The sequence below is a fragment of the Neobacillus sp. YX16 genome (assembly GCF_030123505.1).
Taxonomy (GTDB): domain Bacteria; phylum Bacillota; class Bacilli; order Bacillales; family Cytobacillaceae; genus Neobacillus.
Genome location: NZ_CP126115.1, coordinates 4,021,801 through 4,035,622 on the forward strand (window position 1 = coordinate 4,021,801; position 13,822 = coordinate 4,035,622).

A 13,822-nucleotide genomic window follows, 5' to 3' on the forward strand; every position below is an offset into this window, starting at 1 on the left:
AAAATACCTTTGATCTATAAAATCAAAGGTCAAAGTTGAACTTAGTGGTCTAGGCCAAGTCCATTTTAGGAGGTCTAAACTCAGAAGAATTTAAACTATAATTATATTAACATAAAATGAATGTTTATTCAAATATTCAAATAATTATACATTACTATCTCTGGTTGCTTTTCTATTTACTTAATTCCCCGTTAGAGCACAATAAGAAAAAGGCTGCCGAAGCAACCTAATCTTAAATTAAAGCCCCTGTTAGTTTAAGTGAAAATCTTCACAATGTGTTTTTACCTTAACAAAATCTAATCCCTTAATGCCTGGGAGTATATCAAAAAGAAGATCGCCGATTTCTGAACAGAAAAAATCCTCTAGTCACTGTTCAATTAGATCCGTTCACTTCTTATGAGTATAATCTGTTTTTAACCAACCTATTGGACTCATATTAACTTTGTTTGCCCCTGCAAAGTTTGTAAGTGTTGCCACAACACTATTTAAAGGTAGTACATTATAAGTATAAGGTATCTCCTCATTATAATTATATTCGAAGGTAAATGGATCAGTCGGTGGATTCGTTTTACTCATATTTTCACTTCCCACAATATGTGAAGACCATGCCCAATTTCCTATCGTTGATTTGTCATACCATGTAAATCCTTTATTAAATAGATTTTCTCCATTATGGTCCCAACTACTTCCTGTATAAGTTCCATATTTATTTGATATGTGGGAGTTAACAATTAGATTTCTGTTATAAGCGCTTTGAAATAGCTCAGCCCATTGTGCATCCATGTTTGTAGTATCTAATCCTTGAATCTCAGAACCTGTAATTGGCTCGTTAATGTCATTGAATACACAGGTATCCGCTGCAATAGAAGCTCCATTTCTTGCATTAAGTGCTCGTGACAGAGTATCAGTGCCATATTCAGCGATAGCACTTACCTTTTCCAATACATCATAATGAGTTGAGTTATCAAGGTAACAGTTGTACATATGACCAGTACCTTGACGGATCATGGGTATTCTCTGCCCAATATTGGTATAACGGTTATAGGCAAGGGTTAAACGGATTCTTTGATTGCCATCCTTTATCTCATTTCCACTACTACTCACATAATTCACATAGTCTTTATCTCCTGAACCATTTAAATGCACCTTGCTGTGATAGGCTGCATATGCCATTATCTGTTCTTTGGTCGCACCGCCATTGCGCATGTTATAGTATAGACTATCGGAATTCAGTGTATTTGAAGCATATTTCCCTTCCATATACTGGATCGATTGATAAATATCACTATCTTCCGGTGGATTTTCATTTGCAGGTAATCCGAATTCAGACCAGGAGATGGTAATATTGGAGCCACCATTCTCTGTATCAATTAATCCATCCGCTGCAATAGAAAATTTACAATGGTCTATCCAAACATTATTTGCACCATTTACTTTAATAAATGTCCAGCCTACTTCCTTATGTTTTCCAGTGTCATCCCACTGCCACATTCCATCAAAATTCAGATTCCTGATGACAATATCATTCGTTGAATTTTGTAATTTAAATTCAGCACTTCTAATTGTTTTCCCTTTTTTTGAAAAAATAGTTAACCCATCGACATTATTTATATCTAATTGTGAAACACCGGATGAAGCTAACTTCGGATTTGTAAATCCGTTCATAGGATCCCTATAGTTTCTTATAAACCGATATTTTTTAGCTTCTTCTGAACTTAAATTTAATGCTTTCCACCCTAAGTTTAGATCTTTCGCCACTTCAATTACTTTCACACTGCCATTTCCGGCATCAAAAATAGCCTGCAAAAACTCTCTTTCAGTTTTAACCTGGCGATAATAAGAAGTATCAATGTAATGGCTTCGGTCATTTACCCCTAATGATGCATAACCGGTTACTGAAAGATAACTATTGTCGTAGTCCTTAAAATTTCTTGTTGTATTTGGTATAGAATCAATTTCTGCTGCGTTTACTAATGCATTTCCCCCAAATAATAACCATGATGTAAAAAAAGATATAACCACTAGCCAGATTTGTGCCATTTTAAATTTCAAACTATTACCTCCCCAATAAAGTTTTTACACATATATGTAAGTCTAGATGTAATGCAGGTGCTTCCTAAATAAAATCAATCATCTTCTCTTTCCCTAATAACATCACCTCCCTAAAAATAATCAAAAAAGCTTCAAAAAATGCTAAAAAACAAATATAAATGGACTAGTCAAGACACTTAAATCTTCTACTTGGACTTTGTGCTTTCAAAAGATAGACCCCTCCACCCTTTGAAAGCGTTTTCGAATTATGGGATAAAAAAAGGGAGGCAGCTACTAAAATATTTGCGGTTTGTAAAAAATTTTTATTACCATTATCAATCACTACTTTTCAATGCCAGGTATTCTTACAATAGAAATCATATACAAAAGGCTTTTCGAAATATATAATCAGTTTCTTAGAAATGATTATCTTTTTTTCACTGACTTGGACCTATAGCTATCTACAGTACTTATGGATTAGGTTTATAGACATAATCATTCTCATTAAACATGCTCATTTAGTTTTCTTTTATAGTAATGAGTAAGTCTTTTTTCTTAATGACGATTGTTCAACTAAGCTGCCTCAGTTGAGTAATATATCAATTCTTTTTTGCTTATGCTCTTCTAGTAAGTTTCTTACTTCTTAATTTCACATTGTCCTTTAAATGCAGTAAGAAACAGTAACAATCTAATTAAACCTTCTAGAAGGTTATTGCCTAATACCTCAACATAAAAAAAGACAGCTATAAGCTGCCTTTAGGGACTCCTTTGAATGTGATTAAAGATTCAATAGTGTAAGCACATAACAGATGCTATTTCTCTCGATCAACGATAGGATGGCCAGGAACCTTGCATTTTTCTGATTTGAATAATTTGACCCGTATGGTATGCGTCGTGAAGCATTATGTCCAGTAGTTTCCCTTCCAAGGAATCTTTGTCAAGCTCTTCAACTGAAGTATTGATCAGCATCTGTCTTAAACAGTGATGAGCGTTTTCGGCACGTTCAACGACTTTCTTCCATTCCTTATCTTCATTAGATTGTTCGGTGAGATAGAAGGTTTCATTACCGTCAATATTTGTCCATTCACAGCCATCCATTTTTGCTACAAGTCTCTCTTTGTAATAAATGAGATGATTAACGTTTTCCCAAATAGTTTTGGTTGCCTCACCAGTTGGTCTCCAGGTAGCCTGTTCTGCCGTGATTCCTTTAATTGCATCTTTGAGCGGTGCATACCAGCTCTCCTTGTCGAACGTTGAATCTAGCACGTTTAAAATCAAGTTGATTCTTTTCAAAGTTATCTCCTCCTAGAACTGGTACCGCAATATTACTACGGCGTAAAACTTTATATGAGAAGCATATCATACAAGCAAAAATTTGATAATATTTCCATAATGTTTTTTCTCTTCTAACCTGCCCTATAGCCGTAAAAATAGACCGCCATTGGCGATCCTTATTCGGTCACTAATGCACCCGTTACTTTAAGTGAATTCCTTCACAAACCAGAGGACAGGAATGCTGCTCGATAAGTTGAAGAAAGGTTTCTATTAATAAATTCAAAGAATAGGGGGCAATAATCCATTTGAATTATTGCCCCCTACAGTTTTCACATTAACTTATTTATCTACAAAAGATTGATTTATCTTAACATCAATACGTTGCTTCCTTATTACAATTACAAATAGACTTGCTAATAGACAAAACATTCCTGCTAGAGTAAATGCCCCTGAATATGAGTTGAATATGTTATATATTAACCCTGCTCCACCTGCCGCTACTGCTGCACCTAATTGATGAGACGCAAATATCCAACCGTATACGATGCCACTTTTTTCTTTTCCCAAGATTTGCCTTGAGATATTAACGGTTGGAGGTACAGTTGCAATCCAATCTAGTCCATAAAATACTGAAAAAATAATAAGCAGAGTCATTGAGCCTTCAGAGAGTGCAAATGGAAGAAATACAAGTGAAACTCCTCTCAAACCGTAATACCAAAACAACAACCATCGATTATCAAATCGATCAGATAGCCAACCAGAAAGAGTGGTTCCTATTAAATCAAACACGCCCATCAATGAAAGCATGGATGCAGCCGCAACAGCTGTAAAACCAAAGCCTATACAGTAAGAAATAAAGTGAGTTCCGATTAATCCACTAGTTGAAAGTCCACAGATAAAAAAGCTTAGTGCTAGCAACCAAAATTCCTTTACTTTTACCACTTCAAATAAGGTTTGAAAGGCAATAATTACAGGATTTTTCTTTTGGACCTTTTCACTTACATTCAATTCCTCTTCTAGCCCATATGGAAGGAGTCCTATTTCTTTTGGTGAGTTTTTCATAAATAATAGGATGACTGCCAGCATAATGACACTGAGGATAAGTATAAGACCCATCGCCCATTTCCATGAATGCGTTTCTACGATGGACGCAGCAAAGGGAGGAGAACTAATTGTCCAGTTGCCGTACTTGCTGTTAAAATACCAAGTGCGAGTCCTCTTCTTTTTTCTAACCATGTATTCGCAATATATGGGCTTAATACCGATAAGAATAACCCAGAACCTAAACCTATAATAACCCCCCAAATCAAAATTAATTGCCAAGGTTTCTCCATGAAAAAGGTGAGCAAAACTCCGACCAATAATGTCGTCATTGCTAAAATCATCATTTTCTTTACGCCTGTTACATCTATTAATGCAGCCATAAAAGGACCAGATATTCCGTATAGAAGAAGACTAATCGCAAAAGCAAATGAGATTGTTGAGCGTTCCCATCCAAATTCAGCTTCAAAAGGAACTATAAACACTCCTGATGATGACCGTATAATACCTGCTATAAGAATGGCAAAGAAAGCTATGAATAAAATAACCCAACTATAATGAATGCGTTTCAAGCCTTCACCCCGCTGTCATGTAAATATAAAAAATAATACTGGATCATCGCATACTAATTCCAATATTTAATTCAGCTACTGAATATAGAACGGCTCTTCCAGCCATCTTCACTCGTGTATCTTCATATTTACAATAAAGAGTACCACCTCTGCTAGATAGTTGTCTTGCAACTAATTCCTGTTTTTCTAATCTTTTTGCCCAAAAAGGAATTAGGCTACAATGCAAGGAACCTGTTACTGGATCTTCGTTTACTTTTAACTTAGGGAAAAACGCTCTGGAAACAATATCGAATTCACTACCTTTGGCTGTAACACAAACACCCAATCCTTCTGGTAATCTTTCTAATTGGGCAAAGTCAGGATTTACGTTTTTCACATCTTCCTCAGACTCTAGTATAAAAACAAGGTCTCTATTTAAGTATGTCTCTTTTGGCACAATCCCCAAAGCACTAATCATTTTATCAGTTACTGAAATTTCTTCTGAAGGAACAGAAGGGAAATCCAGTTCATACAAGTCATCTTGTTTATTTACAGTTAACTCTCCACTGATTGTATTGAACTTTACCGTTTCCAATTGCTTTTCATAATAATTTAGAATGATAAATGCTGTTGCTAACGTGGCGTGCCCACAAAGGTTAATCTCTCCTCCAGGTGTAAACCATCTCAGTCGATAATGTGCTCCTTCCTTTACTGCAAATGCTGTTTCCGATAGGTTATTTTCAATGGCTATTTTCTGCATGAGTTCATCTGAAATCCAATCATTCATGATACATACTCCTGCTGGATTTCCTTCAAAAACCTGTTCTGCAAATGCATCAACTACAAAATATTTCATCTCATTTCCTCCAGTGTTATAATGTGTTTAACAATTTATCGATAGTTTACATCTGTTTGTATATAACACTCAACACTCATGTATAACACTTAAAGGAGGTAAACTCATGCACATTGAAATTCAACGTAATGCTGACATTTCATTAACGAAGCAAATATACCATTCGATTCTCGATCATATCCGTTCAGATCTCTTAGAAGAAGATTTACAATTACCTTCTGTGCGTGAACTTTCAAAACAACTTGGAGTAAGTTTACTTACTGTAGTAAAGGCTTATCAAAAACTAGAACATGAGGGGTATATCACATCTGTTCAAGGGAAAGGAACGTTTATAAAAAAGACAAAAAATAAAGAAACAGAAAGGAAAGAAGGAACCAGTTCATACGATTGGCAACTTTCCGTTCAAGATTATTTACCTAGGTCTCAATTTGCTCGTTTTCATCAAGTCCCTGAAAAGATTCATCTTTCTTCTTCAATGATAGATCCTGGACTTCTGCCTAATCGATACTTAGAGCAGGAGATTCATAAAATGCTCTCTGAGAACCCAAAAATTCTATCACAATATGGAGAAATTCAAGGAGATAAAGAGCTTAGACAGGCAATGGTTGAGTATTTAAAAAGAATGGATGTTCCAACTACCCAAGATAATATTTTAGTTACAAGTGGTTCACAACAAGGAATAGACCTTGTTGCTCGGACATTCGTTGGACCAGGTGATGTGGTAGTCACGGAAGCCCCAACTTATCCAGGAGCTATTGATGTGTTTCGTGGGAGAGGTGCAACCATCCTTACGGTACCTGTTGATAGCGATGGAATGAGAGTGGATTTACTTCAGAATTTGTGTGATAAATATAAACCAAAAATTATTTATACAGTACCTACGTTTCACAATCCAACAGGTGCTGTAATGCCCTTAAAACGCCGCACACAAATTCTCGAATTAGCTAGTAGTATCCAGTGTTTAGTGATTGAGGATGATCCATGTAGTGAAATTTATTTTGAAAAAAAACCTCCAGTATCAATGAAAAGCCTGGACCATTACGGTAATGTCATTTACTTGAAAGGTTTAAGCAAAATATTAGCTCCAGGATGTAGAATTGGAATATTAGCTGCTTCTGGTTCTATATTCAAACGTCTATTAGCTGCAAAGGCTAACACCGACTTAGGGAGTCCTTTACTTACACAGAAAGCCATTCATCCATTTATTACTTCCACTAGAATGATGGATCATTTAAAGAAGTTAAGAACCGCTCTAATGATTAGACGTGATTTAGTTTTGGAGATTCTGTCACAACATTCACCTGAAGAGGTATCTTGGTTTATTCCAAAGGGAGGATTAAACGTTTGGCTCACTCTTCCTTCTTGGATTAATACTGAACACCTTTTATTAGAAGCAAAGACAAAACAAATTACTTTTTTACCTGGGTCAGCTTGTTACCCTACAGAACAAGAAAATCATCATTTACGAATAAGCTTCTCTTATATGAAGGAGCAACAATTAGAACAAGGTGTGACAACCATTTGTAACATCCTTCAATCCGAAATTGACTTAAGAAAAAAACAAGATAGCTCACCACATTTTTGATTTAAGAGCTTATATTGACACGTTGTTGAGCCAAAAAGTAAACCCCCATTTTCTCTAAAATGGGGGTTATAAATAACTATTGTAAATTTGTTGCTCTTTTCTCCATTGAATTTTTCTATCTCTTCTTCAGCTAAACTGCACAGTTAGCACAACAAGAAAAAGCTGTCACAAAGACAGCAATGATTTTTCACTAAAGCACCCACAAACTACCCGTTATTATGGCGTTTATCTGGTAAACCACCAAATTATAAACAAGGAAACTGCTATTATTGCCCATACCATTGCTTGCATTTCTTTTTGTTCATTAAAAATCCCTCTAATCCACCCGTTAATAATTTTAACTACTTGCTATTTTTAAGTAATGAATAGACGTATGTATCGTGTGCTACACCATTTTGATACATATAGTCCCTCAAAACTCCCTCTTTTTGAAAACCAATTTTAAGTAGCAAATTGTTAGATGCTTCATTATCAATAAATACAACAGCACCTATACGAGTTAAACTCATAAGATCAAAGCCATATGAAAGAACTTTAGATACTGCTTCCAAAGTATATCCTTTCCTCCAGTGCTCTGGATGGATTTCGTAACCTATTTCTGCTCGTTTATGTTTAGGCAACCAAGCATTAAAGCCAATTGTTCCAATTATACCTTTGGTCCCTATTCTTTCAATCCCCCAGCGTATGCCTCTTTTTTCATTGTAATTTTTTGAAAAAAATCAACAAATTTCTCTGCTTGTTCTATACTCTCTAATGTTTCTTCTCCATAAAAACGTGTTACATCGAACTATTCTGCCCCTTTAGTTCAATAAAAAAAGACCGCCTGGGTTTGAACTATGACCCATAAAATGGACAGTCTAAAAAAAGACCTAAATATTTAAGTTGCTAATAATTGCCTCGGGTATTGTGCCGGAGTCATTTTATTTAGGCTCCACTGATAACGGCTATTGTTATATTCCTCCATATAGTTTCCTATCAATTCTTGTAGTTCTCCAAAGCTTTGGCATGAAGAATAGTCTATTTCATCCTTTAAATGCCCAAAGAACGATTCCATAGGGGCATTATCCCAACAATTTCCCTTACGGGACATCGACTGAGTGAGTTCCATTTTTTTCACTCTGGCTTGAAATTCTGGATGAGTATAATGGAATCCTTGGTCCGAGTGAATCATAGCTTCTGGATGAGTGAAACCTCCAAGTGCATCAGAGAGCTTGTCCAATGTAGAATACACAAGATCCATTTTTAGAGTTTTGGACAAATGATAAGCTAAAATTTCCCTTGTGGAAGCATCTTTTACACATGATAAATAGGCAGGCTGCGAAAAACCGTAATACACATAAGTAATATCTGTTAATAGTACTTTCCCAGGTACTCCTTGGTTAAATTCCCTATTTAATAGGTTAGGGAGGGTCTTATGCTCTTGTGTTGCTTTGGCCATTTGCTTATAAGGATTAATCTGGCGGACTTTCGCTACTAAATTATACTTACTCATAATGCGACGGATCTTCTTATGATTCATCTCCACAAAATAATCATTCTCTAAGATCATTTTTATTGTTAAGGCACCAGCGTATCCCTTTTTCTTATTGAATATGTCCTTGATTAACTCATAATCTTTCCAATCGTTCTCTTCTCGTTCATTACGCTTTTTCTCTGCCTTTATCCAAGCATAATATCCACTTCGACTAACTTCAGCCTTTTTACATAGAAATTTCACCATATGTTTAAGTTTAAACTTTCGAATTGTTTGTTCAATAAGCGCAAACTTCTCTGAAATTGTTACTTTTTCTTCTTCTTCGCCTGCCTTTCGAGTTCGTCTAACTTTTTTAAGAATTCAAGTTCCGCTTCTAAATATTTAATAGCGCTTCAGCTTTCTTAAGGTTATCCTCAACAGAAAGAGGCTTTGAAGAGGGTCTACCAGTAGCTCCTTTTCCACGTCGTTCTGTGAAGAAGCCATCCTCTCCAAACTGCTCATATGTTTTCCTCCAGCGTTTCAAACATTGTCCTGGTTTATCAATCCCAATTACCTCTAAATCAAAACCGTGTTCAATAAAGATTTGGGCAGGACCTTTACCATTTGAATTTTCCTTAATTGCTTCAACCTTAAACTCTGGTTTATAGGATATCGAACGATCAGATACGTGTTGTACATTAGGGTTCTGTTCAAGTAACTTCATTTGAATTTCATTAAAAATAGTTTTACTCACTTTATGTCCTCCGCTCACATCTTTGAAATGATTATAAACGGGTTTCTGTAAAATGGACACAGAAAAACCCGAATAACGGACTTTATTATAAGTGTCCATTATTCGGGTTATAGTTCAGTTGGCAGCTAGTTCTTTAATTAAAGCACCGGTTAGAAGTTTTCCACAATAACCATTGACTCTAATAATGGATGTCGAGGACAACGTCCTTCAAGTAACCTTATTTTTCGGTAGCATAAGCATTACAACTATGTACACTACACTTTTGAAAGTTGAATCGGTAACTTTTTAAATATTTCACCAAAACGTTTTTGGATTTTCAATAAATTCAATCTCAGCTAATTGATAGCGATAGAAAGCGTTTTGACGATCCCATCCATCCTGCATTTTTGATGGAGGTAAAGAGTTGTCTTCATCCTCTGTCACAGTACAAGTATAGTAATATTTCATCAGCACATTATATATTTCATCATAAGTCAAAATTCCCTGTTGTGCTTTATTCACTAGCCTATTTAAATAGAGATTTTTCGGTATCATGTGTTCAAAAATTAGTTTTACCTTTTCTTTTTGTTGCAGTTTGAGTAGAGCTTGTGGTGTAATAAAGTCGGTCATACTGTATTTGCCATTAAATAAGCGATTCTGACGATGATAGCTCTCTGTTAGGAAATACAAATCATCTCCTAACCCTTTGGGACTTAAATGGTGTTGCTTCAAACGTTGGTCGCTTATTTTAAGCTTTAAATGAATGATTTGTTCTAAATGTCGGCTTATAAATTCAATGAACTCTAATCTAGAAAATTTACTTTTTTTAGGTGTTAATTTTACGTCTTCCTGTGTTAGCTCTCTTTTAGGTCTATAACCATTCACTTGTTCACTCAATTGATTAATTCTGTAAACGGCACCATTTGTGTGTGTATAGCTGATGTTTTCATGAATTCCCTTATTGATAATTGACCAGGGAATTCGTTCTCGTCCTAGTTCAGCTTTCATAAAATGAGCTGCCTTTTAATTGTCGGAAACTGTGCAAGTAACTCATTGTCTTTATAAATCGTTAAACCTTTTTTCATCATATGTTCACCTTATACTCGAATTGTTTATAAATAAAAATAAGTTAGGAATTTTGTAGTTTAATCTCAAATTTATTCATTAATTCTACCTTAAGTAATGAGTTTCATAAAGATTATTTAACTTACTGCCAAAACATACATCAGTTAATTGTCAGAAACAGTTATACTTTCTAGAAATTAAGAAATATATACTAGGCACACTGTAGCCTTACGAAGTTTGCTGTGTTGTGGTACCAGGAGGTACGGCAAAATGGAAAAATTAGAGCAATTACTATTGAAAAACCTAATCTAGGTCACATGTATAGGCATTTCCTAACTCCTAAAATATGGTAATATTGACCTGGACAAGCCATTAACCAAAGTAGATGTAGATATTGATTACCAATACAAATGTAAGAGATTAGATAATAAAATCGGGGCCGCCAGTTTCTTGGCTTGGTCCGGTTTTTCCGCGCATATGGTCTAAGGCTGATATATTTCATTTAAAGCTGATATATCGAAATTTATATATAAAATTCTTAAAATCACTCTATTATTTCCTTAAGTCCAAGATAAATTTCTACGATTTCTTCCACTTTCATTCTTACTAAGCCACTGGACGATGGTGCGACAAAATCAATTGTTCCAGGGACGACTGGTTTCTCCTGCCTCCCCCACGGAACACTTTTCATGCCACTATATTCCTGATAGACTCCCTTCCCAACGAAACAAACCACCCTCGGCTTTAGCAGCTCAATTTTATTCCTGAGTATTTCTTTGCCCTCTTTGTATTCTTCTTTTGTAATTTCATCTGCAGCCTTTGTGGGTCTTGCCACAATATTCGTAATCCCCATTCCCAAATCTAATAGTTTGGCATCTTCAGACGCATCGAATTTCCGAGGAGTCAAACCTGCATCATGTAAGATGCGCCAAAACCGGTTATTAGGATTGGCAAAGTGATGCCCCGTTTCACTTGAACGAATACTAGGATTAAATCCCACGAATAAAATCTTCAAACTCTCTTTTATATGATCATTTACTAACTTCAACATAGTAACCTCTATTCAAAAAACATTAATGACCCTATTTTCCTAAACCATCTTCACTTTTCATAATGCCCCACCGAGGTGAAGGCTGTTGCTAGTAATCCAACAATCGAAACAATTAATAACGAATATAGTAATCTAGGCTCCCGAAGCAACAGTAGACTCGACATAATAATTACAGTATCAATAGCATAAGCAATAATCCCTACGTTAACCTTTGTCCATTTTGCAAACAGTAAAGCCAGTAGATCCATTCCGCCTGGGCTTATCTGATTTCTCAACATCGTCCCTACACCAATACCGACGATAGTACCGCCGATAATCACAGATGAGATAATGGGTAAATGAAATACATTTTTTAAAGGCACTAAGATTTCAATCATGAAGCCTGAGAAAAAAGCCCCAATCAATCCATAAGTAAAATAGTTAATATCAGACTTATACGCTAGTAAGTAAACAGGAATATTCAATAAAACAAACGTCAATCCAATACTAAAATGCCATATATAGTTGAATAAAATACTGATTCCAAACATCCCTCCATTAATAAGATGGAACGGCAATATAAATCCGTTCACCCCAACTCCAATCATCGTACTTCCAAATCCGATAACCGCTAATTTTTTAAGCATGATTCCCATCCCTTGTCCAATGTTCTATATAACCACTTATATGTGATTACAAGGGAGTTCATTCTTAACAAAAAGGCACCTTACGTTAAGCAGTTGCTATACTTTTTGATTTTCGGACATGTTTGAACAAGGAAACCATAACCGTCAAAAAAGGTAAAAGCCATAAAAATAATGCATAGGGCAAATACTCCAAGATTGGAATTCCGACTATGGTACTGCACATAATTGCCAACACACTCCAAGGCACCATCCCCGGGAAGAGCATGGTCGTATCCCCCATCACTCTTGCCAATTCTACTTTCCCATATTTACTTGACCAATGAGGTAAGAAGGACCTTCCCGTCAGGATAATCGGCAGTGTTTGATTAGCGGCAATAAAACTTATTACTAGAGTGGCTAGCAAGGTTTTAATCGTGTCTCCTGTTAATGAAGTTGAACTCTGAAGCCATTTATCAAGATAAGGTTGAATGACGTTCAATTCTTCCAATAGACCATTATAGGCACCCGCTAAGGCAAGAAACAGCAATAGTTCGTACATATGAAGAAAACCCCCGCCTAGACCTTCGATTCCATTCCAAAAAGCGTGTGCAATTTCCACTAATGAAACTCCTTCAAACAACGATAGGATACCAGCGGAAATAATACTTGTTAGAAAAGCATAAATAATACTAACTCGGAACAGAACTAAAAGAAGTAAAATGATGGGCGGTATAAACTTTATCAACGATAGATCACTCCATCGTAAATGTTCTGAAGCAGGTACTGTTACTTCAGAAAAGAAATCGAAACTTCCGTAAAAAAGAATTGACACTCCTACAGCGATGAATGTAGTAAATAACATTGCATTCCATTGTTTCTTTACAGGTAATTCGATTGTATGTGCTAGCAGCTGATGAGCACTCGAAAATGGTGAGGTTCTGTCCCCGACAAACGCCCCTGAGACCAATGCTCCTGCAACAATCTCGGGCTGCAAATTTAATACCACGGCTGTCCCCAATATCGGAATACCAATCGCACTAAGAGTCCCAACCGTTGTTCCAAGCAGCATAGAAAAGACCATCGCAGCGACAAATGTTAAAACATAGAAAAAATGCGGATTAATGAAATGAAGTGCGATTTTCACCATTTGTTCAATCGTCCCTGAAAGATACCAGGAAGGGAGTAAAAAACTAACTAGGAATAGAATTATAATTACAACCCTAGTCTTATAAACTCCTCTTATACTTATCAATAGAATTTGTTTGACACCCTGCTTATTCTGTTTTGAAAGATAGACTAAAATAATAAAACCTGGCAAAAACCCTTTGACGAGTGGCTGATGAAATATAACGGACCATATAACCCCCGTTAATGTAACGGTAAGTAGAAGAATTAATTGTTTCATTGAGAATCTTTTCATTTTGAAGGCCCAACCTTACTTTTTTAATAAATCTAATTATAATGATTGCTTTATCTTTGGAAAAGCAAAAAAATTAGAGCCGAGAAATACGGCTCCATTCGAATTAATAGGTGTTATAAATATTTTCACATTCTTCTCCTGTTGGCCGATAGAATC

The 13,822-nt window shown here is 35.8% G+C and carries 8 protein-coding genes and 3 pseudogenes; 1 reads left to right on the forward strand and 10 read right to left on the reverse strand.

Annotated elements, in window-relative coordinates:
• Positions 1-387 precede the first annotated feature (387 nt).
• The 4 genes and pseudogenes from QNH48_RS19670 to QNH48_RS19685 form a co-directional block, all read right to left on the reverse strand.
• Complete coding sequence (locus QNH48_RS19670) at positions 388-2,052, reverse strand: pectate lyase family protein (RefSeq protein WP_283951669.1); 1,665 nt, start codon at positions 2,050-2,052, stop codon at positions 388-390.
• A gap of 804 nt (positions 2,053-2,856) precedes the next feature.
• Entirely contained in the window at positions 2,857-3,324 is a 468-nt protein-coding gene (locus tag QNH48_RS19675) for a DinB family protein (protein WP_283951670.1), read from the reverse strand.
• A 321-nt stretch (positions 3,325-3,645) separates the two neighbouring features.
• Positions 3,646-4,919 (reverse strand): annotated as a pseudogene (locus tag QNH48_RS19680) (MFS transporter).
• Between the two features lie 43 nt (positions 4,920-4,962).
• Entirely contained in the window at positions 4,963-5,754 is a 792-nt protein-coding gene (locus tag QNH48_RS19685) for a PhzF family phenazine biosynthesis protein (RefSeq protein ID WP_133371356.1), read from the reverse strand.
• Positions 5,755-5,860: 106 nt separating this feature from the next.
• Between QNH48_RS19685 and pdxR the strand changes: the two genes are divergently transcribed.
• Positions 5,861-7,339: a MocR-like pyridoxine biosynthesis transcription factor PdxR gene (gene pdxR, locus QNH48_RS19690; RefSeq protein WP_283951671.1), complete on the forward strand. Its 1,479-nt coding sequence runs from the start codon at positions 5,861-5,863 to the stop codon at positions 7,337-7,339.
• Positions 7,340-7,680: 341 nt separating this feature from the next.
• On the opposite strand, the pseudogene QNH48_RS19695 reads toward pdxR, so the two are convergent.
• The 6 genes and pseudogenes from QNH48_RS19695 to QNH48_RS19720 form a co-directional block, all read right to left on the reverse strand.
• Positions 7,681-8,123: pseudogene (locus QNH48_RS19695) on the reverse strand (GNAT family N-acetyltransferase); the annotation flags it as partial.
• 93 nt (positions 8,124-8,216) lie between these two features.
• A pseudogene (locus tag QNH48_RS19700) lies at positions 8,217-9,546 on the reverse strand (IS3 family transposase).
• Between the two features lie 294 nt (positions 9,547-9,840).
• Positions 9,841-10,533: a hypothetical protein gene (locus QNH48_RS19705; protein ID WP_283951672.1), complete on the reverse strand. Its 693-nt coding sequence runs from the start codon at positions 10,531-10,533 to the stop codon at positions 9,841-9,843.
• Positions 10,534-11,134: 601 nt separating this feature from the next.
• Positions 11,135-11,638 (reverse strand): mismatch-specific DNA-glycosylase, encoded by a 504-nt coding sequence (locus tag QNH48_RS19710; RefSeq protein ID WP_283955827.1) that lies wholly within the window; start codon positions 11,636-11,638, stop codon positions 11,135-11,137.
• Between the two features lie 53 nt (positions 11,639-11,691).
• On the reverse strand, positions 11,692-12,267 hold the full coding sequence (locus QNH48_RS19715; RefSeq protein WP_283951673.1) for a YitT family protein: 576 nt from the start codon (positions 12,265-12,267) through the stop codon (positions 11,692-11,694).
• Positions 12,268-12,352: 85 nt separating this feature from the next.
• A complete protein-coding gene (locus tag QNH48_RS19720) occupies positions 12,353-13,651 on the reverse strand; it encodes a Na+/H+ antiporter NhaC family protein (protein ID WP_283951674.1) in 1,299 nt (432 codons plus the stop codon).
• Positions 13,652-13,822: the final 171 nt, after the last annotated feature.